25 protein-coding genes are annotated in these 24396 nt (G+C 34.2%); 10 read left to right on the top strand and 15 right to left on the bottom strand.

Features of this window, described 5'->3' with window-relative positions; all coding sequences use genetic code 11:
* Positions 1 to 46: 46 nt before the first annotated feature.
* The 12 genes from CIGN_RS04180 to rpe all read right to left on the bottom strand — a co-directional run bounded on the left by CIGN_RS04180 (position 47) and on the right by rpe (position 10169).
* Complete coding sequence (locus CIGN_RS04180; protein ID WP_086224498.1) at positions 47 to 601, bottom strand: 2-oxoglutarate:acceptor oxidoreductase subunit OorC; 555 nt, start codon at positions 599 to 601, stop codon at positions 47 to 49.
* Entirely contained in the window at positions 598 to 1443 is an 846-nt protein-coding gene (locus tag CIGN_RS04185; RefSeq protein ID WP_086300587.1) for a 2-oxoglutarate ferredoxin oxidoreductase subunit beta, read from the bottom strand. The genes CIGN_RS04180 and CIGN_RS04185 overlap by 4 nt, the downstream gene beginning before the upstream one ends.
* Before the next feature lie 2 nt (positions 1444 to 1445).
* Positions 1446 to 2567: a 2-oxoglutarate synthase subunit alpha gene (locus tag CIGN_RS04190; RefSeq protein WP_086300585.1), complete on the bottom strand. Its 1122-nt coding sequence runs from the start codon at positions 2565 to 2567 to the stop codon at positions 1446 to 1448.
* A 9-nt stretch (positions 2568 to 2576) separates the two neighbouring features.
* The gene (locus CIGN_RS04195; protein WP_086224495.1) at positions 2577 to 2882 is read right to left on the bottom strand and encodes a 4Fe-4S binding protein; all 306 of its coding nucleotides are present in this window, start codon (positions 2880 to 2882) and stop codon (positions 2577 to 2579) included.
* A gap of 197 nt (positions 2883 to 3079) precedes the next feature.
* Positions 3080 to 3979, bottom strand: coding sequence for a lactate/malate family dehydrogenase (locus tag CIGN_RS04200; protein ID WP_086302349.1), 900 nt, complete (start codon positions 3977 to 3979; stop codon positions 3080 to 3082).
* A 3-nt stretch (positions 3980 to 3982) separates the two neighbouring features.
* A complete protein-coding gene (locus CIGN_RS04205; protein WP_086302351.1) occupies positions 3983 to 6175 on the bottom strand; it encodes an NADP-dependent isocitrate dehydrogenase in 2193 nt (730 codons plus the stop codon).
* Between the two features lie 98 nt (positions 6176 to 6273).
* Positions 6274 to 6759, bottom strand: coding sequence for a SixA phosphatase family protein (locus CIGN_RS04210; RefSeq protein WP_086302353.1), 486 nt, complete (start codon positions 6757 to 6759; stop codon positions 6274 to 6276).
* Entirely contained in the window at positions 6756 to 7544 is a 789-nt protein-coding gene (locus CIGN_RS04215; protein ID WP_086302355.1) for a ferritin-like domain-containing protein, read from the bottom strand. Before CIGN_RS04215 ends, CIGN_RS04210 begins: the two co-directional genes overlap by 4 nt.
* Positions 7541 to 8068, bottom strand: coding sequence for a rhomboid family intramembrane serine protease (locus tag CIGN_RS04220; protein WP_086224487.1), 528 nt, complete (start codon positions 8066 to 8068; stop codon positions 7541 to 7543). The genes CIGN_RS04215 and CIGN_RS04220 overlap by 4 nt, the downstream gene beginning before the upstream one ends.
* 9 nt (positions 8069 to 8077) lie before the next feature.
* The gene (locus CIGN_RS04225; RefSeq protein ID WP_086302357.1) at positions 8078 to 8698 is read right to left on the bottom strand and encodes an NlpC/P60 family protein; all 621 of its coding nucleotides are present in this window, start codon (positions 8696 to 8698) and stop codon (positions 8078 to 8080) included.
* A 1-nt stretch (position 8699) separates the two neighbouring features.
* On the bottom strand, positions 8700 to 9512 hold the full coding sequence (locus CIGN_RS04230; protein WP_086302359.1) for a 3'-5' exonuclease: 813 nt from the start codon (positions 9510 to 9512) through the stop codon (positions 8700 to 8702).
* A 15-nt stretch (positions 9513 to 9527) separates the two neighbouring features.
* Positions 9528 to 10169, bottom strand: a complete 642-nt coding sequence (gene rpe / locus CIGN_RS04235) for a ribulose-phosphate 3-epimerase (RefSeq protein ID WP_086302361.1) — start codon at positions 10167 to 10169, stop codon at positions 9528 to 9530.
* 129 nt (positions 10170 to 10298) lie between these two features.
* Here rpe and rseP point away from each other — a divergent pair, with 129 nt between their 5' ends.
* Positions 10299 to 11405, top strand: coding sequence for an RIP metalloprotease RseP (gene rseP / locus CIGN_RS04240; protein ID WP_086302363.1), 1107 nt, complete (start codon positions 10299 to 10301; stop codon positions 11403 to 11405).
* Position 11406: 1 nt separating this feature from the next.
* Positions 11407 to 12027: a YggS family pyridoxal phosphate-dependent enzyme gene (locus tag CIGN_RS04245; RefSeq protein ID WP_086243717.1), complete on the top strand. Its 621-nt coding sequence runs from the start codon at positions 11407 to 11409 to the stop codon at positions 12025 to 12027.
* Positions 12028 to 12077: 50 nt separating this feature from the next.
* Here CIGN_RS04245 and CIGN_RS04250 read toward each other — a convergent pair whose 3' ends face one another.
* Positions 12078 to 14651, bottom strand: a complete 2574-nt coding sequence (locus CIGN_RS04250) for an ATP-dependent Clp protease ATP-binding subunit (RefSeq protein ID WP_086302365.1) — start codon at positions 14649 to 14651, stop codon at positions 12078 to 12080.
* Positions 14652 to 14817: 166 nt separating this feature from the next.
* Here CIGN_RS04250 and CIGN_RS04255 point away from each other — a divergent pair, with 166 nt between their 5' ends.
* The 8 genes from CIGN_RS04255 to CIGN_RS04290 are packed head-to-tail and all read left to right on the top strand — an operon-like array spanning position 14818 to position 21066.
* Entirely contained in the window at positions 14818 to 16095 is a 1278-nt protein-coding gene (locus CIGN_RS04255; RefSeq protein WP_086233213.1) for a S41 family peptidase, read from the top strand.
* Positions 16096 to 16106: 11 nt separating this feature from the next.
* Positions 16107 to 16820: a phosphoribosylaminoimidazolesuccinocarboxamide synthase gene (gene purC / locus CIGN_RS04260; RefSeq protein ID WP_086224473.1), complete on the top strand. Its 714-nt coding sequence runs from the start codon at positions 16107 to 16109 to the stop codon at positions 16818 to 16820.
* A 20-nt stretch (positions 16821 to 16840) separates the two neighbouring features.
* Positions 16841 to 17071, top strand: a complete 231-nt coding sequence (purS, locus tag CIGN_RS04265; protein WP_086224471.1) for a phosphoribosylformylglycinamidine synthase subunit PurS — start codon at positions 16841 to 16843, stop codon at positions 17069 to 17071.
* A gap of 2 nt (positions 17072 to 17073) precedes the next feature.
* Positions 17074 to 17739 carry a phosphoribosylformylglycinamidine synthase subunit PurQ gene (gene purQ, locus CIGN_RS04270; RefSeq protein ID WP_086302367.1) on the top strand — a complete coding sequence of 222 codons (666 nt, stop codon included), beginning with the start codon at positions 17074 to 17076 and terminating at the stop codon, positions 17737 to 17739.
* Complete coding sequence (locus CIGN_RS04275) at positions 17733 to 18887, top strand: hypothetical protein (RefSeq protein ID WP_086302368.1); 1155 nt, start codon at positions 17733 to 17735, stop codon at positions 18885 to 18887. Before purQ ends, CIGN_RS04275 begins: the two co-directional genes overlap by 7 nt.
* Positions 18871 to 19554: a lysophospholipid acyltransferase family protein gene (locus tag CIGN_RS04280; RefSeq protein WP_086253321.1), complete on the top strand. Its 684-nt coding sequence runs from the start codon at positions 18871 to 18873 to the stop codon at positions 19552 to 19554. The genes CIGN_RS04275 and CIGN_RS04280 overlap by 17 nt, the downstream gene beginning before the upstream one ends.
* Positions 19555 to 19561: 7 nt before the next feature.
* Positions 19562 to 20164 carry a DedA family protein gene (locus CIGN_RS04285; RefSeq protein ID WP_086288406.1) on the top strand — a complete coding sequence of 201 codons (603 nt, stop codon included), beginning with the start codon at positions 19562 to 19564 and terminating at the stop codon, positions 20162 to 20164.
* Positions 20161 to 21066: an AEC family transporter gene (locus CIGN_RS04290; RefSeq protein ID WP_086224462.1), complete on the top strand. Its 906-nt coding sequence runs from the start codon at positions 20161 to 20163 to the stop codon at positions 21064 to 21066. The genes CIGN_RS04285 and CIGN_RS04290 overlap by 4 nt, the downstream gene beginning before the upstream one ends.
* Here CIGN_RS04290 and fliP read toward each other — a convergent pair.
* Positions 21059 to 21784, bottom strand: coding sequence for a flagellar type III secretion system pore protein FliP (gene fliP / locus CIGN_RS04295; RefSeq protein ID WP_236844796.1), 726 nt, complete (start codon positions 21782 to 21784; stop codon positions 21059 to 21061). The genes CIGN_RS04290 and fliP overlap by 8 nt on opposite strands.
* A gap of 234 nt (positions 21785 to 22018) precedes the next feature.
* On the bottom strand, positions 22019 to 24388 hold the full coding sequence (gene lon, locus CIGN_RS04300) for an endopeptidase La (RefSeq protein ID WP_086252478.1): 2370 nt from the start codon (positions 24386 to 24388) through the stop codon (positions 22019 to 22021).
* Positions 24389 to 24396: the final 8 nt, after the last annotated feature.

The raw sequence follows: 24396 nt of genomic DNA on the forward strand, positions 1-24396 counted from the left end.
CATAAAGAGCAACCAAAGCCAATAATTAGGCTTTGGTTTGTGAAGATTATTGCATACATTTAGCAGCGTATGCAAGTCCTAGATCATAAGCTTTATTGTTTGCTTCTTTTACCTTATCTGGAACTGAACTTAACATCTTATTTCTTACGATCTCTTCATCCATAACGCCTGTGAATTTAACAGCTACACCAAGAGCGACAACGCTTTGAGTAATCACATTTCCAACTTCATCTTTGGCAATTGAGATGATAGGAATTTCATAGATTTTCCAGCGCTTTTTGTCCTCTTCACTAGGCTTAACCAAATTTGGCTCTACTACGATTATACCACCCTCTTTAACACCATCTTTAAATGCGTTATAGCTATTTTGAGCAGTTGCTAACATAAAGCAAATTTCGCCCTCATTAGCATATGGATATTTGATCTCTTCATCGCTTAAAATTATATCAACCTTTGTTGGGCCACCACGAACTTGAGAAGTATATGTTGAGGCCTTGACTCCATATCCGCCAGCTTCAATTTTAGCCGCTGATAAGATCTCTCCAGCCAATATAACACCTTGACCACCAACACCGACAAATCTTAACTCTGTTAAACTCATATTATCTCCTCAAAATTCACTTTTGTCTTATTTTGAGCTGCTTCTTTAACTTTAGCATATGCTTTACAATACTCTATGCGATTTTCATCTTTAAATAGCACACCAGTAGGGAATTTGCCTTTTTTCTCTTCATCGCTTAATGTTTCAAATTTAGCCTTAGGCAGAGTTCTCTCATCTATCCATTTAACCATCTGAGTAGCTTCGCCCATTTTGTTTTTTCTACCTAAATTTATATGGCAGTTAGAAAATATATCAAAAAAGCTATAACCCTCGTGTTTAAACCCTTCGATTAGCATTTTTTCTATTCTAGTTGGGTTAATTACAGTCTCACGACCGACAAATGTCGCGCCGGCTGCTGTTGCTAATTTAGCAGCATCAAAATTTGGATCTATATTTCCCCATTGAGCTGTAACAGTCCAAAAGCCTTGTGGAGTTGTAGGGCTTGTTTGTGAGTTTGTAAGGCCGTAAATAAAGTTATTAATTAAAATGTGATTAATATCTATATTTCTGCGACAACCATGAATTGTATGATTACCACCGATTGCCAAGCCATCGCCATCACCAGTTACTACTATTACATGTTTATCTGGATTTGCTAGTTTGATACCTGTAGCATATGCGATCGCACGGCCGTGAGTTGTATGAACTGTGTTGCAATTAACATAGCTTGAAAAGCGTCCGCTACATCCGATACCACTTACCACGCAGACATCATCCATACTCCATCCCATCGCATCTATAGCACGGATAACACTTTTTAAAATTACACCATCACCACAACCCCAGCACCAAAGTGTTGGCATTTTGCTTGTTCTTAAATAATTATCATAATTAAAAGCCATAATTAAAACTCCTTGACTTTGCTAATAATTTCACTCGGGCTAATCGGTCTGCCGTTTGCTTTTAATAGTGTTTTAAAATCATCTCTTAAAGCACATCTTTGTATCTCGCCTAGATATTGTCCCATATTTAACTCAGTTACTAAAATATTTTTAAATTTAGAGCATATCTCTTTGATTTTAGCTTCTGGGCTTGGCCATATAGTAATAGGTCTAAATATACCTACTTTTATACCTTCATCTCGAAGTTTATCTACCGCTTCTTTAGCTGCTAAGCTCACACTTCCGTAACAAATAATACAAATATCAGCATCTTCTAGCTTATACTCTTCAAATTTTATTACTTCATCTAGGTGGGCGTGAATTTTATTAAATAATCTTTTGATATTATAATCAACTATTTTGCCATCTTCTGTAGGGAATCCTGTAGGGCCGTGATGTAAGCCTGTGATGTGATAGCGATAACCTTTGAAAAATGGATTTAGCGTAGCTGGCTCATCCTCTTTGGCTTCATATGGATTATACTCTGCTGGATCGCCTTTGAATTCTCGTCTAGGCTCGATTACTAAATCTTTAACATCTGGTATCTTAGCCTTGCCTTGCATATGACCTATAGTCTCATCAAGTAGCAAAAATACAGGGGTACTAAATCTATTTGCTAGATTAAATGCTCTTACTGTTTCAGTGTAAATTTCATCTAAATTTCCTGGCGCTACTGCAATAGAACAAAAATCACCATGGCTTGGGCTTTTAGCTTGTAAAATATCGCCTTGTGCCACACGAGTTGGAAGACCAGTTGAAGGGCCACCACGCATTACATTTGCGATTACCAAAGGAATTTCAGCGATAAATCCAAGACCGATTTGTTCAGCTTTGAGCGAAATACCAGGGCCTGAGCTTGCTGTCATAGCCTTCGCTCCAGTCATACTAGCACCAAGTGCTACTGAGATACCGCCGATCTCATCTTCCATTTGGATAAAATTACCACCACTTTTTGGTAGTGCTACGCTTAATTCATGTGCGATTTCGCTTGATGGGGTAATAGGATAACCACCAAAAAAATTACAGCCACACTCGATGGCTGCTTTTGCTGCTAAAGCATTTCCTGTCGTTATTAACTCTCTCATTTTATATCCTTAATTAACTTTCCTAAAATGATTTGCCTTGATTGCGGCTGCTCTCTCCTTAGCTTCAGGGCTAAGTTTTGCGAATTTAAATCCCTTTTCAGCCACATAAATAGCAAAATCAGGGCAGTGAAGCTCACAATCCCTACAGCCGATACATGACTCTGGATGGCTAACTTCTATCATCATTCCTTGAATAGCGTGGATATCTTCTTTCATATTTAAAACACCAGCAGGACAATAGCTTACGCAAATATCGCAAGCCTTACACCTACTCTCATCGACCCAAACAGCTGTATTAAGCGGTTGTTCTATCATTACTATCTCCTAATTAAATTTAAGTCTAACTTAAATCAAATTTCAAGCTACAATTGTAGCGACTCAATTACTTGAAAAATCAAGCATCCAAATACCTAAATTTTGCCAAACGCAAAACTAATTTTCAAAACTTTTTACGAAACTTTATCTGAAAAAAGTTAATAAAATAGATAAATAAAAAAACTAAAATTTTATCTTTAGCTAAAGTTAATATTAGCACCATTTATATTAAAATTTTTAATATAAATTATAAATTCTTCTATGCTTTTATCTAAAATTTCTCTATCTTTTAGCTTTAAATTCAGCTCTAAAATCTCTTTTACGCCATCTTTTGAAATTTTAACCAAACGACTAAAAGCTATCAAATTATCATCCAAAACCGAGCAACTAAGCACCTTAGAGTCCTTATTTATTAAGGCTTGACAGATATTTATAACCCCAGCTGCTGGCGCATAAAATGCAGATGTATTCATCAATTTAACTATTTTCGCTCCGCCATTTATAGTTTGAGATCTGATATTTTCATATTCATCTATACTTAAATTTTCATCAACCAAGCATATCATATTATCATTATGCATACCTATTACGCAAGATTTTGAGTCAGTTACACTAGTGCCTAGATGATTTTTTAAAGCAAATTTAAGTCTAGCACTATCAAGTTCTCCAGCCATTCCAATAATCTTTTTTCTATTAAATCCACTAGCTTTAAATGCTACATATACCATTATATCAAGCGGATTTGTCACGACAATTATAGTGGAATTTGGGGCAAATTTGGCGATTTGACTAGATGCTTGAGCTACTATATTAGCATTAATTTTAGCAAGTTCGGCCCTACTTTGGCCATCTTTTCTAGCTACTCCAGCCGTAATGATAACAATATCAAAATCGCTTAAAATTTGATAATCATCACCGCCAACTACCATAATATCCAAGCCCAAAGCAATCGACATTTGTGATAGATCAATTGCTTTGGCATTAGCTAAATTTTGGTTGATATCAATGAGTGCTATCTCATCACACATCTGCTTAGAAATGAGAAGACTAGCTATGCTAGCTCCTACATTTCCGGCGCCTATTATTGCTATTTTCACAACTTATTTCTTTAAAGATTCGTTATATATGGCACTTGGTCTCATCACGGCTGAAACCTTCGCATCATCAAAGATATAGTATCCGCCGACATCTACCTTGTTTCCTTGAGAGCCGTTTAACTCATCTGTAATTTTAGCTTTATTCTCATTTAAAGCAGCTGCTACACCGGCAAATTTAGGCGCTAGATCGCTTTTTGCTAGTTCATTAGCCCAGTATAGAGCTAGATAGAAGTGGCTACCGCGGTTATCATTTTCACCTACATTTTTGCGTGGTGAGTTGTCATTTTTAAGGTAGCTTACAATTGCTTTATCTAAAGTATCGGCTAGTATTGTAGCCTCTTTTTTACCACTTACGCTAGCTAAATGTTCCAAACTCGCACCAAGAGCTAAAAATTCACCCAAGCTATCCCAGCGAAGGTGATTTTCTTCTATTAGTTGTTGAGCGATTTTAGGCGCACTTCCACCAGCACCAGTTTCAAATAAACCACCTCCATTTAAAAGCGGGACTATTGAGAGCATTTTCGCACTCGTTCCAAGCTCTAAAATTGGGAATAAATCTGTCAAATAATCCCTTAATACATTACCTGTAACGCTAATAGCGTCTTTGCCAGTTCGTATAATAGAGATTGATTTTTTGATCGCTTCAGTTGGGGCTGCGATACTAATATCTAGGCCATTTAGATCATAATTTTTAAGCTCTGAATTTACTATTTGGATCATACTAGCATCGTGTGCTCTAGCACTATCTAACCAGAATATCGCAGTTGAGTGTGTGGCTTTAGCTCTATTGATCGCTAGTTTAATCCAATCTTTAATCGCTTCGCTTTTTGCTTGCATAACTCTAAATATATCGCCACTCTCAACTTCAAATTCCATTTTATCGCCATTTGTGCTACTAAGTGTGAATTTGCCATCTTCACTAGCTATAAATGTTTTATCATGGCTACCATACTCTTCTGCTTTTTTCGCCATCAAACCTACATTAGATACGCTACCGATAGTTGCTGGATTTAGCGCTCCATTGGCTTTTAAATCATCAATTGTCGCTTCATAAATTGTCGCATATGTGCGATCTGGGATTACTGCTAGAGTGTCGGCTGTTTTGCCATTTTTATCCCACATTTTGCCACTATTTCTTATCATTGCTGGCATTGAAGCGTCTATTATCACATCGCTTGGGACATGTAAATTTGTAATTCCTTTATCGCTATCTACCATCGCTAAATCTGGGTTTTTGTCTAAAATTTCATTGTATTTTGCTATGATTTTATCTTTTATAGGCAAGTTTTCTATTTTAGCAAATAGATCTTTTAAGCCGTTATTTGGCACCACACCAACTGAATTTAGCTCACTTCCAAACTCATCAAAGATTTCAGCGAAAAATACTTTCACAAAGTGACCAAACATAACCGGATCGCTTACTTTCATCATTGTAGCTTTTAGATGAACTGAGTAGAGTAAAGACTCTTTTTTGGCTTCTTCTATGGTTTTAGCAATAAACTTATCTAGTTTAGCAACACTCATAAATGTAGCACTAATCACATCGCCAGCGGCTGCTTTTATACCATCTTTTAATACTTTTGTGTTGCCATTTTTGTCTGTAAATTTGATTTTAAATTCGGTTGGTTCTTTGACTATTACAGATTTTTCATTGCCATAAAAATCTCCACTATCCATATATGCCACTCTTGTTTTAATAGTGTTATCCCAAGCACCATTTTTGTGTGGGAATTCTTTGGCATAAGCTTTGACGGCACTAGCACATCTTCTATCTGAGTTACCCTCTCTTAAAACTGGATTTACCGCACTTCCTAAAACTTTAGCATATCTTGCTTTGATATCAATCTCTTTTTCATTGGATGGATTTTCGGGATAGTTTGGTACATTAAATCCTTTTGATTGAAGCTCTGCAATAGCCGCATTTAGCTGCGGAAGTGATGCTGAAATATTAGGAAGTTTGATTATATTTGCTGTTTTTTCTTTGGTCATTTCGCCTAGGATTTCTAGATAATTTGGAACTTTTTGATTATCTTTTAAATTTTCAGGGAAATTAGCCAAAATTCTACCAGCTAATGAAATATCCATAGTATCTATACTGATACCACCACGACTTAAAAACTCCTTAATAACAGGAAAAAGTGAAAAAGTAGCCAATGCTGGCGCCTCATCTGTGTAAGTGTAGATTATATCTGCCATTTATGTCCTTTATTTAAAATTTTTCTTATTTTATCAATTTTTAACTAAATTAAACCATTAAACTATAAATAATTTTTATAATTAATCTAAATTTAAGTTTATTCTATCTTTTTTGGGTAATCAAAGAGCAAAACTCGCCCAATTTTAGCCCTTATATCTTTAAACTCATTCACATCAAACTCAATACCAAAAACTCCGCCAGTAGGGATATCGCCGATATGGCTATCGCTTAAAATCTCGCAAATTTGAGTTAAAGTATCGTTGTGACCTACGATGAATATGGTATTTAAGGAGCTATCAATATGATTTATGATATTTAGATAATCTTGCGTTGTGGCCTCAAAAAGTGAGTTTTCAAACTGAATTTTACCACTAAAATTTATATTTTTAGCGATGATTTTGGCGGTTTTGGCCGTTCGCTTAGCTGGCGAAGAGATGATAAGCTCTGGTAAGATATTTTTGTTTTTTAGCCTAGTGGCCATCACTTTTGCAGCCTCTTTGCCTTTGGGGCTTAACGCCCTATCAAAGTCAGTAGCGGCGACTTTTTTAGCCTTTGCGTGGCGAATAAAATATATAGTTTTCATGCTCTCTCCTGAAATTTTTGAATTTTATCAAGCTCGGCTTTGCTAAAACCTGCTAATAATCTATGCTCTATATCTAGCGCTCTTTTTGCTTCAAATGCCTTTGGGTAGCATTTTCGTACTATTTCAATCCATGAATTTGGATCTACATTTGCTATTTTACAAGCGAATTTAAACCACTTATCACCCTTTTTGACATGTTCTATCTCCTCTTTATGGATCACTTTTAATATCTCTAAAATACCATCTCTATCACCATTTAAAGCTAATTTTTTCATCATAAAAAGATTGGCATCAAGACCATTGGCCTCCATATATCTAGGCAGAATCGCCATACGATTTATGAGTGAATTTTGGGTTTTGATTAGAGCGATAAATAATCCATCATGGACGATATAATCACCATATTTCACACCTAAAGACTCCATCTTATCAGATATCATCTTAAAATGTCTAATCTCATCATTAGCCACTTCTAACCAATCAAGATAATACTCCATCGGCAAATTTCTAAATCTATAACAAGCATCCAAAGCAATATCAATCGCACTATACTCAATGTGAGCAATTGAGTGTAAAAAAGCCTCATTAGTGTGCTTTTGCTTTATCTCTTTCATAGATTTTATAGAGCAAATCTTAGAATAACTAGGCACACTAAGCTTAAAAATATCGCTATTAAAATTCATATCACAACTATGAAAATTGCTATAAATTTGGCTAAATTTAGAAAATTTTTGCTCCAAATCACAAGAGTTCAAGCACTCCCAAATCTCATCAAAAAATCTCATCTAAATACCTTTAAAAATCCAGCCAAATATCCCACGCCAAATCCTATCAAATGAGCATACCACGCTACACTAATCCCCATTAAAAGCGGCGCAAAACTAACTAATAATATAACTACTATAAGCCCTTTGCGATTAAATTTATCAATACAAGCTAAAAATCCAAGCAACACCGATATAGCCCCACTCGCACCGACTAAATTCACACTCTCAAAAGCTAGATACCCAAGGCTTAAAAATCCAGTTATAACCCCGCCAAAGATATATAAAATGCCAAATTTAATCCACCCTAAATATCTTTCTAATATCATCCCAAATTGATAAAGCACTATCATATTCATCAAAATATGCATAAATGAGCCGTGGATAAACATAGATGTAAGAATCTGCCAATACGCCCCAGCAAAAAATAGCTCATTAAGACCAAAAAATATACTAAATTCATAAGGATTATAGACAAAATATTCTAAAAAATATATAGCACAATTTAACGCTATTACCGCTGCTGTAAATCCTAAATTTCTCATATCAACCCACTATTTCACCGCTATATCTTGGCTGATTTTACCAAAGCCAGAAAATCTATTTGATACTAAGCAATTTATATTTTTACAATTAGCTATTATATATGCATTTACTTTTTTACCATCAATTTGATGGGAATTTTTGTGGTTTAAGTTCATCACGCTTAATATATTTTTACCCCTAAGATTGTGTAAAAAGACGATTGTTCCATCATCTTTTATCTTTTTTACAACTCCTATGTGAGTTATATTGTGGCTAGTTTTGTTTTTTGTGGATTTGGTTGTGTTGTTAAAAAATATTAGATCTCCAGGCGAGGCATTTTGATAATTTATCTGATTTTTACTCTTATAAAGATTATAGATAGCTTGAGAGCGACGACCATCCTTACTATAATGTGAGATTAGATCGCTTAGAGAGTAGATATTATTATTTTTTCTATTTATGGTTGTAACTAATGATGAGCAATCGGCTGATTTTTTGCCTACATATTTGCTTAAATTTAGAGTATATTCACTCTTTTTAATACTATTTTCTCTATTAATATGAGTGCTATTTGGAGCATTTTGTTCTAAAATTTTAGAGCTACATCCACTAAAAATCATAGCAAAAACGAATAAAATAGCAACTCTCATATCAACCTCTTAAATCTGTTTTAGGTGGATTTATCTGTTCTATTACATTTGGGGTTTTTAGCATCTTTGCTGTTTTGCTAAATAGTATGAGATCTTCTACACTTTGGACATGCCACGGCACCCTTTTGATACACTCTTTGAAAATCTCACACGCTGCGATTGCGTCATTTAATGCTCTGTGATGAGCATTATCAATACCAAAAATTTGTTTGAGTGCATCTAGGCCATATCTATTTGACTCTATCGTTCTTCTAGCTAGATCAATGGTACAAATCTTGCGATTTAAGAGCATTCCAAACCCAAGCTTTGCTAAGCTAATACTGATAAAATCATAATCAAATTTAACATTATGCGCTACAAATACAGAATCAGCCAAAAATAGCCTAAAGCTCTCAAGAGCATTTGCCAAATGCGGAGCATCTACTAAATCAAGCTGATAAATTCCAGTTAATTCGCTGATATTTTGCGGAATTTCACTAGCCCAAACTAGCGTTTGAAATCTGTCAATCTCCTTGCCACCTTGGATTTTAACCGCACCTATTTCGATGATTTGACCGCTTTTTATCCCACCATTTGTCTCGATATCAACGATACAAAACACTTGTTCATTAAAATCTCTAAATCTAGTCGGCATAACGATTTTGCCATTATCCAAACGCTCTAGCTCAAGGCCTAAAAGCCGCCAATCGGCTAAATTTTTAGGCTCTATGATATCAGCTAATTCATCTATATCATTTGCTTTTTGTATAAAATCGTGATAATTAAGATTAGTTTTGGCTAATAAATCTATAAAATTATCTAATTTGTTTTTCAAATTTGCTCTTTATTATTAAATTTTTAACGCTCTTATCGCCCCAGCATAATCATTGCTACCAAAGACAAAGCTTCCAGCCACGACAATATCCACACCAGCAGCATCTAGATCAGCTACATTTAGACCATTTACTCCGCCATCTACTTCTATCATACATTTAGCATTTCGTGAGTCTATTAACTCTCTTAATTCCATAGCCTTTGGTAAGACTGAAGGGATGAATTTTTGTCCGCCAAAACCGGGATTAACACTCATTAAAAGCACCATATCAACTTCATCTATGATATGTTTTAAAGAGCTAACAGGTGTGTGGGGATTAAGAACTATAGCGGGATTTACTCCATTTTTACGGATATGATCGATAAGCCTTAATGGGTGCTTCTCTTCTTCTATATGAAAGCTTATAAATTTAGGTTTTAAAGGCAAAAATAGATCTACAAAAAATGGGACATTTTCTACCATTAAATGAATATCAAGTGGCTTTGTAGATGCCTTAGCTGCTGCCTCTACTACAAGTGGGCCAATTGTAAGATTAGGCACGAAGTGGCCATCCATAACATCTATGTGTATCAAGTCAGCCCCAGCCTCACAAACAGCCTTAATCTCTTTAGCTAACTCTCCAAAATTCGCTGATAAAATACTTGGAGCTACATACATTTTCTACCTTTTTATTTAAGTGGGGTATTTTACTCAAATTTTAATAAAATTACCTTTATAATTGTATATTATTGTAGATTTTTTGTTATACTTACGCAATTTTCACATAATTTTTTATAAAGGTAGAATTTGAGAAGTTTAATCTTTGTTTTAATACTTTTAATAGCTAGTTTTTGGTATTGGGGGGTGCATTTTGGTATCACCATATTGTCGCTATCATTTTTAATATTTTTTCATGAGCTTGGGCATTTTTTGGCTGCTAAATACTTTGGTGTCTTTGTAAAGACTTTTAGCATTGGTTTTGGAGAGAAAATTTATAGCAAAAAATTGGGCAATACTATCTATTGTATAAGCGCTATACCGCTTGGTGGATATGTTCAGCTAAAAGGTCAAGATGATACAAATCCAAAAGAGAAAAATTATGATAGCGATAGCTATAACACACTAAGCCCATTAAAAAGAATTATAATCTTATTTGCTGGGCCGTTTTTTAATATCTTATTAGCTTTTATGCTATATATAATGCTTGGATTTATCGGTGTTGAGAGATTATCACCTGTTGTTGGTAGCACCATAGCAAATTCAGCCGCACAAAGTGCTAATATAGAAAAAAATGATAAAATCCTAGCTATAAATGAGGTTAAAATTAAGGAGTGGGATGATATAAAAAAGCATATAACAACTAATCCTACAGATATACTTATTAAGCGTGGTGAAAATGAGTTTCATATAACACTAACCCCGCAACTCTCTCAAACCAAAAATATATTTGGCGAGAATATAACTACTCCATTAATTGGCATAACACCAAGTGGCGATAAAACAACTATATATAATAGAGGCTTTGATAGCATTAAATTTGCCTATGATGAGACGATTAAGGCCTCAACTCTAATCTATCAAGGATTAGAGAAGCTCATCACAGGCGTAGTCCCTATAGATCAAATGGGCGGCATAGTCGCAATGGCTGATATCACTACAAAAGCTAGCCAAATCAGCATATCTGTGCTTTTAATAATAGTAGCTTTGATATCTGTGAATTTAGGTATATTAAATTTGCTTCCGCTTCCAGTTTTAGATGGTGGGCATATAGTTTTTAATCTATATGAGATGATATTTAAAAGAGCGGTAAATGAGCGTGTTTTTGTAGGGCTTAGCTACGCTTCTATGGCGTTGTTATTTGCTTTAATGATATTTACTATTATCAATGATATAGTTAGATTAGCAGGAGAGTAAGATGAGTTTAGATACTATTTTAAACCAGATTAATGGTAGAGCAAGATTAATCGCTGTAAGCAAAAATGTAACCCAAAATGAGGTAATATCGCTATATAATCAAGGTCTTAGAGAATTTGGTGAAAATAGAGTCCAAGAGCTAAAAAGAAAGAGTGAAATCCTCTCAAATTTAGATATCAAGTGGCACTTTATCGGTCGATTACAAAGTAATAAGATAAATCAACTCATATCACTTCATCCATCTTTGTGGCAAAGCTGTGATAGCTTAGAGATAGCACTTGAAGTCAATAAAAGGCTAAATTATAAGCTTGATACCTTGCTTCAGATAAACTCAGCTAAAGAAGAGAGTAAGCAAGGTGTCGATCCTAGCGATGCTATAGAAATTTATAAAGATATACAAAATAGATGTGAGAATTTAAATTTAATAGGCGTGATGAGTATAGGCGCTAATAGCGATGATGAAAATGAGATTAAAAGAAGTTTTGAGATAACTAAAAATATATTTGATAAATTAAAGCCACAAGGGGCGGTGATCTGCTCAATGGGGATGAGTGGGGACTTTAATCTAGCTATAGAGTGTGGGTCTAATATGGTTAGGCTCGGGACAATTTTGTATAGATAAATTTATAGGCTTTGTTAGATGATTTTTGTATCATCTAACAAGCTAAGATATTAATCTTTGGTTACGATGATTTGATTATCTTTAGCGTCAATTTTTATGCTATCGCCACTTATGATTTCATCTTTTAAGATCATATCAGCCACAAGATCTTCTACAAGCTCATATAAGGCTCTGCGAAGTGGCCTAGCACCATATACAGGGTCAAATCCAGCTTGAGAGATTAAATTTATAGCTTCGCTGCTAAGTTGTGATTTTATCCCACGAGCCAAAAGCTTACTCTCAAGCTCTTTAAACATGATTTTTACAATCTTGCCTAACTCATCTTGACCAAGTGGATTAAATATCACGCAATCATCTAATCTATTTAAAAATTCGGGTTTAAAATACTCTTTTAAAGCAAGCTTAACCGCATCATCTCTCTCTTTACCATTTAGATCCATAATAGCCGATGAGCCAATATTGCTAGTTAAAATGATAATTGTGTTTTTAAAATCCACAGTTACGCCCTTGCTATCAGTAGCCCTACCATCATCTAAAATCCCAAGCAAGATATTAAATACATCCTTATGAGCTTTCTCAACTTCATCAAACAAAATCACGCTATATGGTTTTCGTCTAACTGCTTCAGTGAGCTGTCCACCCTCTTCAAATCCCACATATCCAGGAGGCGCACCAAGAAGTCTGCTAACGGCGTGTTTCTCCATATATTCACTCATATCAAATCTTATCATCGCTTTTTCATCATCAAAAAGAAATTTAGCCAACGCCTTCGCACTCTCAGTCTTACCAACGCCCGTAGGCCCAAGGAATAAAAAGCTACCGATCGGGCGATTTTGGCTACTTAGGCCGGCTTTATTTCTCTTAATAGCCCTAGATAGTGCGTGTAAGGCTTCATCTTGACCTATTACGCTATCTTTGAGATGTTTTTCTATATTTAGATATCTCTCTTTTTCGTTTGTAAGCATCTTGCCAGCTGGGATTCCTGTCCATTTGCTTAAAATTCCAGCTACCATATCTTCATCTACTTCATTTTTGAGTAGCACTCCACCCTTTTTCATCTCTTCCCATTTAGCTTCTAGCTCTTTTATCTTAGTGTTTGCTTCTGGAATTTTGCCATACTCTATCTCTGCGGCCTTTTCATAAGCGTTATTTCTCTTCGCTTGCTCAGCTTCATTTTTTAGAGTTTCTATCTGTTTTTTAGCCTCACTTATACCATTAAATACCGCTTTTTCATTTTTAAATTTAGCCTCTAAATTTGATTTTTTCTCATTTAAATTTGCTATCTCTTTTTCTATCTCATTTAATCTATCGCTATTTTTATCTTCACCCTCCATTTTTAAAGCCTCTTTTTCGACTATTAAAGTCTCAATCTCTCTTTTAGTCTTAGCTAGCTCAAAAGGCTCACTCTCAATTTGCATTTTTAACTCTGCGGCCGCTTCATCTATAAGGTCAATTGCCTTATCAGGCAAAAATCTACCACTAATATATCTATGACTTAGCTTTGCTGCTGCTACTAAAGCACTATCTGTGATGGTTACATTGTGATGGACTTCTAATCTATCTTTTATCCCACGAAGGATTTGTAAAGCTTCATTTACACTTGGTTCTGCTACATTGACAGGTTGAAATCTCCTTTGTAAAGCGGCGTCTTTTTCAAAATATTTTCTATACTCTTTTAGAGTTGTAGCCCCAACTGTGTGCAGCTCTCCACGAGCTAAAGCTGGCTTTAATATATTAGCAGCATCCATAGAGCCTTCGCTAGCTCCAGCGCCTACTATTGTGTGAATTTCATCTATAAATAAGATTATATTTCCAGCCTTTTTGACTTCATCAATTATCGCTTTTAATCTATCTTCAAACTCACCTCTATATTTGGCTCCAGCGATCAACGCACTCATATCAAGAGCTATTACTCTTTTATTTGCTAAGGTTGTAGGGACTGCCTTTTTGACAATTAGTTGAGCCAAGCCCTCTACAATAGCGGTTTTACCAACTCCAGGCTCACCTAATAATATCGGGTTATTCTTAGTTTTTCTAATTAGAATTTGCATCATTCTTGTAATCTCTTCATCTCTACCGATTACTGGATCTAGCTCACCACTAGCGGCTTTTTTAGTTAAATCAATTCCAAATTTATTTAAAGAGTCTAAATTTTCATCAGCGGTTTGCGTATCAATACTCTTGCCACCACGCATTAACTCTAACTCTTTTTTAATCTCTAATAGATCAATATATTTAGACAAAATTCCCTTCATAGGCTCACTATCTAAATTCGCAATTATCCAGCTATCAACAGCTATAAATTTATCCCCCAATCCTATCATTACAGCCTTAGCACGCTCAAAGCTATCTATTAATTCATTTGAAATTTGGATATTGTTTTTTGATACATTTGAGCTTTGTGGCAGTTTATCAGCGTGGCTTTTGATATCCAAAACCAAGGCTTCTTTGCTCACATTTACCTTATTTAAAATTTGATTTAAGAGCGAGTTGCTATCAGCACTTAAAGCCCAAAGCATATGCAAAGGCACGACTTGTGGATTTTTGTTTCCGATAGCTAAAGATATTGCGCTATCGATTAAATCTTGACTCATTGATGTGAGTTCATTAAATATATTTGCCATATTTTTCTCCTTAAACTTTATATGAGTAGTATTATATAACTTTAGTCTATATTTGTCAAGGTTTGGCCAAATTTAATCCAATTTAGATTTAATTTGAATTTAGATTTTTTACTTTAAATTAATATATTTTTGGGTAAAATTATTGATTTTAATTTTTTGGAGTTATATGTTGAAAAGTAGTAAAATTTTACAACTATCTGGTTTTGTAAGCGTGATGGCTGCTAGTGCTATTGCCCTAAATGCTCAAACCTCCCAAGATAGTAGAATAGAAGCCCTATCAAAGCTAACCAAAACAATAGCCGTAGTAGAAAAATACTATGTAGATGATATAAATTTTACCCAAATCGTAGATAAAACCATATCTGGACTCTTAACAAACCTAGATGCTCATTCTGGATATTTAGATGAAAAAGCATTTAAAGATATGCAAATTCAAACTAAAGGCGAATTTGGAGGACTTGGTATTACTGTAGGAATTAAAGATGGAGCTTTAACTGTAATTGCACCAATAGACGATACTCCAGCTTATAAAGCCGGTGTGAAATCTGGCGATGTAATTTTAAGAATAGATGGCGAATCTACTATAAATATCACAATTGATGAAGCTGTAAATAAAATGCGTGGCAAACCAAATACACCTGTACAAATAACTATCGTAAGACAAGGCGAAAAAAAGCCATTTGATCTAAATATAATAAGAGATATAATCACCGTAGAATCAGTTCAAGCCAAAATGATTGAAGATGAAAATATCCTATATCTAAGAGTTACAAATTTTGACCAACATGTAACTAAAAAAGCTAGAGAATTTATCAAAAAATATCCAAAAGCTAGCGGCATAATCTTAGATTTAAGAAACAATCCGGGTGGATTGTTAAATCAAGCTGTTGGGCTTACAAATTTATTTGTTGAAAGTGGTGTTATAGTCTCTCAAAAAGGTAGAGACAAAAATGAAGATGAGATCCACTCAGCACAAAAAGGCAACTTCATAACAAACGCTCCATTAGCAGTCCTTATAAATGGTGGAAGTGCTAGTGCTAGTGAAATAGTCAGTGGTGCATTGCAAGATCTAAAAAGAGCTGTAGTAATTGGTGAAAATAGCTTTGGTAAAGGTAGCGTCCAAGTCATTATGCCAGTAGATAAAAAAGAGGCTCTAAGATTAACAGTAGCAAGATATTATCTCCCAAGTGGTAGAACTATTCAGGCTGTAGGCGTAACTCCAGATATAGTGGTATATCCTGGCAAAGTGCCAAATAATGAGAGTGGATTTAATATCAAAGAGGCTGATTTAAAGCAACATTTAGAGAGTGAATTAGATAAAATTGAACCAAAAAATAAGAAAAAAGAGACAAATAACAAAAACATAATAACTCAAAAACAAATTTATGATGATATTCAGTTAAAAACTGCAGTAGATTCCATAAAAATTTTAAACATCAAGTAAGGAGAAAAAGTATGGAAAAATCAGAGTTACTTTACGAAGGTAAAGGTAAAAAAATGTGGAGTGTTAAAGGCAATGATGAGCTATTAATAGCTGAATTTAAAGATGATCTAACAGCATTTAACGCTGAAAAAAAGGGCAACGAAGAGGGAAAAGGTGCTTTAAATAACCAAATTTCAACTGCTATTTTCAAACTTTTAAAAGAAAATGGCATAGAAACAGCCTTAGTTGAAAGCATCAGCCCAACTGAACAACTAGTCAAAAAATGCTCAATCATTCCATTAGAAGTAGTAGTAAGAAATATCGCCACTGGTAGTCTTAGCAAAAGACTAGGCATAAAAGAAGCTACAGTATTACCATTTACTTTAGTTGAGTTTTACTATAAAGATGATGCACTAGGCGATCCGCTAATTAATGACGAACACGCAATTTTACTTGATATCGTACAAAGCGAACAAGATTTAGCAACTTTACGCCATTTAGGTAGACAAATTAACTCTGTTCTTCAACCATTTTTTGCTTCAAAAGGGTTAAAACTTGTTGATTTTAAAGTTGAATTTGGTATTGATAAAGATGGAAATATCTTGCTAGCTGATGAGATTAGTCCTGATAGTTGTAGATTTTGGGATGTTGATACTGGTGAAAAGATGGATAAAGATAGATTTCGCCAAGACCTTGGTAGTGTCAAAGTGGCATATGAAGAGGTTTTGCGTAGAATTTTATCATAATTAAATTTAAAGGATAAATGATGAAAGTAATTGTAAATGTATATCTAAAAAATGGCGTATTAGACCCAGCAGGTAAAGCTACTAAACACGCTTTAGAAAGTCTTGGTTTTAATGGCGTAGATGATGTAAGAATTGGCAAACAAATTATCTTAGACCTAAGTGATAACACTACTGATGAACAGATTAAAAATATGTGCGAAGAGCTACTAGCAAATACAGTTATAGAAGATTATGAGATTCTAAAAGGCTAAAAATGAGAGTAGCTATCATTAATTTCCCTGGTACAAACTGCGAAAGAGATACTAAATACGCTTTTGATTTACTAGGATTTGACTCAGAGATTATCTGGCATAAACAAACAGATTTTAAGGCTGATTTGATAGTATTGCCTGGCGGATTTAGCTATGGTGATTATCTTAGAACTGCTGCTATTGCTAAGTTTAGCCCAGCAATGCAAACAGTAATAAATCACGCTAAAAACGGCGGATTGCTACTTGGAATTTGTAATGGTTTTCAGATGCTTTTAGAGAGCGGGCTTTTACCTGGCGCAATGAGAAGAAATGAAAATATGAGCTTCATTAGCAAATTTAACCATTTAAAAGTAATATCTAATAACAATAAATTCTTATCAAATTTTAACAACTCTGATCTAATAAATATCCCTTTAGCTCATGGTGAGGGCAACTACTATGCAAACAGCGATACAATTAAAAAATTATATGATGATGATTGCGTACTCTTAAAATATTGCGATAAAGATGGCAATGAAATTAGCGTAAATGGTTCAGTAGATAATATAGCTGGAATTTGCAATAAAGATAAAAATATATTTGGCCTTATGCCTCATCCTGAAAGAGCCGTAGAGAGTATTTTAGGTAGCACTGATGGAGCTAAAATGCTTAAAGGATTTCTTTGCTAAGGGCTATTTTTGCGCTTATTTTGCTAATTAGCGTAGGTTTTAGCGAGCCTACGCCATTTGGACAACGCATCACTAATGAGCAGATGCAAGGTATAGCTGATACTGATGAGGTTATAGATATTGATCCATCGTTAATTTATCAAAATATTGATCCAATTGAGTTAGTTCTCACAAGCCAAATAAAAGAAAGATCAATATATATCTATCAGCCTTTTACCTTAAATTTAACTGCTAATACAGATAAAGTTCTAGATTTTGATATGAATCTTACTATGCGCTCTACTGATATAACTTGGCTAAATCCAAAGCCGCTATGGAAAAAAAAATCCGCTGGAATTTACGAAACTACAATCCATCTAATAGCTAGTAGCGCTCAATCTAATATTGATGCTCTAACGCTCACGCTAAAAAGAAATGGAATTTTTGTTCAAAATAAAACAATAAAGCCTGATCTTCCAAAGATTAAAAATATTCAATTACGAACTGATTTTGCCAATTTTGTCGGAGAAAATTTAGAGATAAAGATGGTAAAAAGTTCAAAATTTAATGAATACTCAAATTTAACTACCATAGAACTAGCAAGTAAAAATGGAAATTTAAGTCTATTCCAAATACCAGGAGAATTTCAAAAGCAAGGTTTTGATAGCCTAAAAGGCGACTATAAAAATCAAACTGGAATTTATTTTATAATAAGTGATAATAATAAAACTAATATAAACTTTAGTTACTACGATTACACTCAAAATATTTTTAAAGAGTTAAATTTAGATATCAAACTCCAAGATAATGATTTAAGTACTCAAGTACCACTTAATCCTAAAGAGGGTGAGTTTCGACTATATAAAGAACTTAGTATTTATATTGCAATTATATTATTTTTACTACTTTTTATCTGGAAAAAGAGTTACTACTCCTTTATTATTGCAGTAGCATTTATAGCTTACGCAATCTATGATAATAAACCTTTTAGCGAAGCAAAACTTAAAGCAAATAGTAAAATAAGAATCTTGCCTATGCCAAATTCAACTATTTTTGCTATTGCAGCTAAAGAACAAAATGTCAAAATTATTACCAAAAATGAAAATTTCACCAAAATTATCCTACAAAATGAAACTATAGGCTGGGTAGAAAATGAAAGTATTAAATAAGATAAAAAATTGGCTATACGCCATAGAAATCACCATAAGCGTAATTATCGTGGTGCTGATATTTTTCATTGCACCATCTAGTAATCTATGGATAAGGCGAAAATGGACAAAAATGCAAAGGTTTTTAATCGGTTATAAAATTGATGTAATAGGTAGCCCAGACCCACGTGCAAATATGATAATAGCTAACCATCAAAGTATGCTAGATATAATGGCACTTGAAGAAATTCATCCAGCTAATATCTGTTGGATTGCTAAAAAAGAGATAGAGGATTTACCATTTTTTGGAAATATCATTCGGGTACCAAAAATGATATCAATAGATCGCAAGGACCCAAGATCACTACCAAAAATCATAAAATTAGCTAAAGAGAGAGTTAGTGAAGGTAGAGTCATAGCTATATTTCCTGAAGGTACTCGTGGAGATGGGGATAAGATTTTAAAATTCAAAAGTGGCGCAAATATCATCGCTGATAAGCTAAATTTGGTAGTTCAACCGGTACTTATAATTGGCTCAAGAAAGATTATAGATAGTAAAACCATTAGCGTACATTCCGGCTCATTTAAGGTTATCTATATGGATATTGTCGATACTAGTGATGAAAATTGGCTTGAAAATACAAGAGCAAAAATGCAAACTTTATTAGCTCAAAATTTAGATAAATAGGCTAGATATGCTAGAAAATATCATTAATTATCTAGTGAGTTTAGTCGCTGATTGGGGCTATTTGGGGATATTTTTATTAATGGCTTTGGAGAGCAGCTTTTTCCCTTTTCCTAGTGAAGTTGTCATGATACCGGCTGGATATTTGGTATATACTGGGCAGATGAATTTATATCTAGCATTTGGTGCTGGAGCATTAGGTAGCCTTGCTGGAGCGATATTTAACTACTATTTATGCTACTTTTTTGGTAGAGCCTTTATATTAAAATATGGCAAATACATAGGAATCACAGATGAAAAGATGACTAAATTTGAGAAATTTTTTAACAAATATGGCGAAATCTCTACATTTAATTGTCGCTTAATCCCAGGAATTAGACAATATATCAGCTTGCCAGCTGGACTAGCTAAGATGAATATCTTTACATTTAGCCTTTATACCACGCTTGGGGCGGGGATTTGGGTGGCAATTTTGATCGCTATTGGGTATTATATCGGCGATCAAAAAGAGCTTATCAAAGAGTATTTAGCTCAAATCACCATCTGTTTATTGATAGCTGTAGCTATAATTACAATTATATATCTATACATACAAAAAAGGTTTAAAAAATGATAATATACTCTCTATTTTCGATGTTTATACTACTATTTAGCGGATATGTAGCTAAAAGATTAAGAATCATCTCGGCAAATAAGGCTATTGTATTTTTGGATTTTGTTTTGTGGTTTGCTTTGCCATCTTTGATTTTTGATAAAGTCTATCATTTGGTTGTGGATTTAAATTTAATTAGTATGGTATTTGTAGGACTTATCTCATCAGTGATAGCTGCTTTTGTGGCTGTAGCAATGGGATTTATGCTTAAATTTTCAACCGCAACTTTGGCTAGTGTAGCGCTCCTTAGTATGTTTGGCAATACCTTATTTATCGGAATTCCTATTGTTCAAGGATTATATGGCCAGAGTGCTTTGAGTATTGTTATTTTATTTGATCAAGTAGTTACGGCTCTGCCTATTAGCATTTTTGGGCCATTGATTTTGGGTTTTGGGACATCTAAGAAAAGCTCAATAATCCAAAATAGCCTTAAAATTATCAAATTTCCGCCATTTATCGCACTGGCTTTGGCTGTGATACTTAAAAATTTTAATCTACCTGAAATTATATTTGAGCCTTTGAAAATGCTATCTAGTAGTATGGTGCCGGTGGCTCTGTTTGCTGTCGGACTTAGACTTGGATTTAATAGTATTAAAAGCTCTTATAAGGCCTGTTCTGTGGTGATCTTTGCTAAGATGATATTAGCGCCAATTATATTTCTATCAATCACTAAAATATTTGGTATAGAGCTTAGCAAAGAGTGGATAATAGGATTGATAGAAGTCGCCACTCCACCGATGGTATTAGCAAGTGCTATGATATTAAAAGCCAATCTAGATTCAAATTTGGCTATCTCAAGTGTAGCTATAGGTATGATAACTATCTTTATTACAATGCCTATTTTATACTTTGTAGCTACTTGAAGCTTTGGACTAGATTGCCAACTAGTAAATTCCATCCATCTACTAAGACAAAGATCAGCAATTTAAATGGCAAAGATATCATAACAGGTGGTAACATCATCATACCCATAGCCATCAATACAGAGCTTACTACCATATCAATAACTAAAAATGGCAAATACAACAAAAATCCTATCTCAAATGCTGTTTTAAGCTCACTAATTATAAAAGCGGGTGCTGCTATAGTCAAAGGGACATCATCTATAGTTGTTGGATTAGGAAGCTGGCGAATACGATAAAATAAGGCCAAATCTTTCTCTCTAGTGTTTCGTATCATAAATTCTTTAAATGGCTTTGCCCCTTTATCAAAGGCCTCTTGATAGCTGATTTGCTCATCTAAATATGGCTTTATCCCCTGTTCATAACTCTGCTTAGCCACTGGTTCCATAATAAAAAATGTAAGTATCAAAGCTATAGATATAAGCACACTTGTAGGTGGCATCTGCTGAGTACCCATAGCTTGACGCAAAAATGAAAATACAATAACCAATCGCAAAAAACTAGTCATTATAAATATCAAAGATGGCGCCAAGGCTAATATAGTTAAGACTACTAAAACATTTAAGCTAGTTACTAGTTGTTGTGGTGTATCTGGTGCGCTCAAATTAAGATTCATAGTAGGCACAGTAACCGTATCAGCACCAAAAGCAGAAGCAAAAATCAAAAATATCAAAGCCAAATATCTCAAAAAATCCCCTTTAAATAAGGATAATTCTACATTAAATTTAATTAAAGGCTAATAAAATATATTAAATTATCATTATAAATCATAGCTAACATATTGGTTTTAAGAGCCTAAAATGACTCTTAAAATAAAATAGTTTAATACTATCCTTGATAATTAGCCAACCTAAAAACCACTGACTTTTTATTGTATTTATACTTTACATACTTAACTTCGTATAAGCAATATTTATTTGACTAAAGCAACTTTTAAAACTTCAGTAATATCTTCAACGCCAATTATCTCCATATTATCTCTTACTTGTTGTGGGATATCTTTTAAGTCTCGGTCATAATTTTTAAGCGGTATTATTGCTTTTTTTACCCCAGCTTTATATGCAGCAATTAGTTTCTCTTTTAAGCCGCCAATTGGTAATACCTTGCCACTTAGTGTAATCTCACCAGTCATTGCTACATCGCTATAGATTGGCGTATCGCTTAAAATTGAAGCAATTACAGTAGTCATTGTTATTCCAGCACTTGGTCCATCCTTTGGCGTAGCACCCTCTGGAACATGAATATGCAAATCATAACTATCATAAACTGCCATATCTATGCCATCTTTATCTTTTTGAATTAAATTTTTTGAAATACAAATTTCACCCTTATCTATAAGGCTTTTTACAAGGCTAAAAGCTATTGTAGCAGACTCTTTCATTACATCGCCAAGCTGACCTGTAATTTGCATAGCGCCCTTGCCTTTTATCTTTAATGCTTCAATTTTTAACACATCTCCGCCAACTGCTGTCCAGGCTAATCCATTTGCGATACCAATCTCATTTTTGCCACTTATAACTGTGATTTCAAAAACCTTTTTATCTAGATAATTTTCTAAATTTTTAGTAGTTATAGATATCTTTTTTGTCTGTTCGCTCAATATTTCAAGCGCGGATTTACGCAAAATATCAGCTATTCTATGGCGTAAATTTCTTACCCCGCTCTCTCTAGTATAATCGCTAATTAGTAGATTTAAAGCATCCTTTTTAATTACTACCTCGCTACTTTTTAATCCATGTTTTTTAAGCTCATTAGGCCATAAATATCGCTTTGCTATCTCAAATTTTTCTTGTGGCGTATAGCTATTTAGCCAGATAAATTCCATTCTATCACGAAGTGGAGCCGGTATAGCACTAGCATCATTTGCTGTTGCTATAAATATTACCTTACTTAAATCTATATGAAAATTTAGATAATAATCTCTAAATTTACTATTTTGTTCAGGATCTAATATCTCAAGTAATACAGCAGTTGGATCACCCTTATATGAGCGTGCTACCTTGTCAATCTCATCTAATACCACCACTGGATTCATACTTTTGGCTTCGATTAAACCCTGAACAATTCGCCCAGGCATTGCCCCTATATATGTTCTGCGATGACCTCTTAACTCATTAACATCTTCAAGCCCACCAAGTGCAATTCGCACTAATTCCCTTTTTAAAGCATTTGAGATTGAGTTTGCTAAGCTTGTCTTACCAATTCCAGGAGGTCCTACAAAACATAAAATTGCTCCTTTATTATCTTCAAGTCCCCTACTATGCAAAAGCTCCTTAAGTCCAAAATACTCCACAATTCTACTTTTTGGCTTTTCAAGTCCAAAATGGTCGCTATCTAACTCTTTTTGAACATCTTTTACCGTGAGTTTTTTGGTACTAAATTTACCAAATGGCATATCAAGCGCCCAGTCTAAATAGCTACTAGTCATACTAGATTCTGCACTATCAGTATGCATTTTGCTTAGTTTTGAGATATTTTTTTCTATCTCTTTATAAGCATCATCACTCATAAATTTACGCCCAGCCTCAAGCTTATTTCTATACTGTGTTATTTGAGCCTCTTTATCTAAATCCATTCCTAGCTCACGCTGAATTTCTTTTAATTGCTCTTTTAAGAAATACTCTTTATTTGCCCTATCTAGCTTGGAGCTTACCTTGCTTTTTATCTCTTTTTGAAGTTTATTTGTTTCAATTTGCGCATTTAAATATTCTATGATATCTAGTATTTTTTGTTCTAAATTTAGCTGGGTAAAAAACCCATATGCTATATCCTTTTTAAGATGCAATGCACTACAAACCAAATCACAAACCCTACTAGCTTCATTGCTATCATCAATAGCACGAAGTAGATCAGGTGGAAAGAAGTGATTTAGCAAGCTTAAGCTTTTTACGCTCTCTTTTAACACATTTAGACCTGCTTCGATTTTACTTGATTCAAACTCTTCTAATCCAACGCTTTGGACTTGAGCAATTAGCGGATCGCTACTTATAGGTTGTGTAATCTTGCCACGGCTTAATCCTTGAAATAAAATTTTCACTCTGCCATCAGGCATCGCCACACGACGCATTACATTGCCAATTACTCCATATTCATAAATAGATTCAAAATCTCTCTCTCCAGAATGTGCGAGCTTAGAACACACTACCATAACCGCACTACTATCATTAATTGCCATATCTAACGCTTTTATATTTTTTTCATCACTTAAAAATATTGGCGTAATCATAAATGGGTATAAAAATAGCTCATCTTCAACTATAATAGGTAAATTTGCCAAACTCATACTCTCTC

This window comes from Campylobacter devanensis, from assembly GCF_002139915.1.
Taxonomy (GTDB): Bacteria; Campylobacterota; Campylobacteria; order Campylobacterales; family Campylobacteraceae; genus Campylobacter; species Campylobacter devanensis.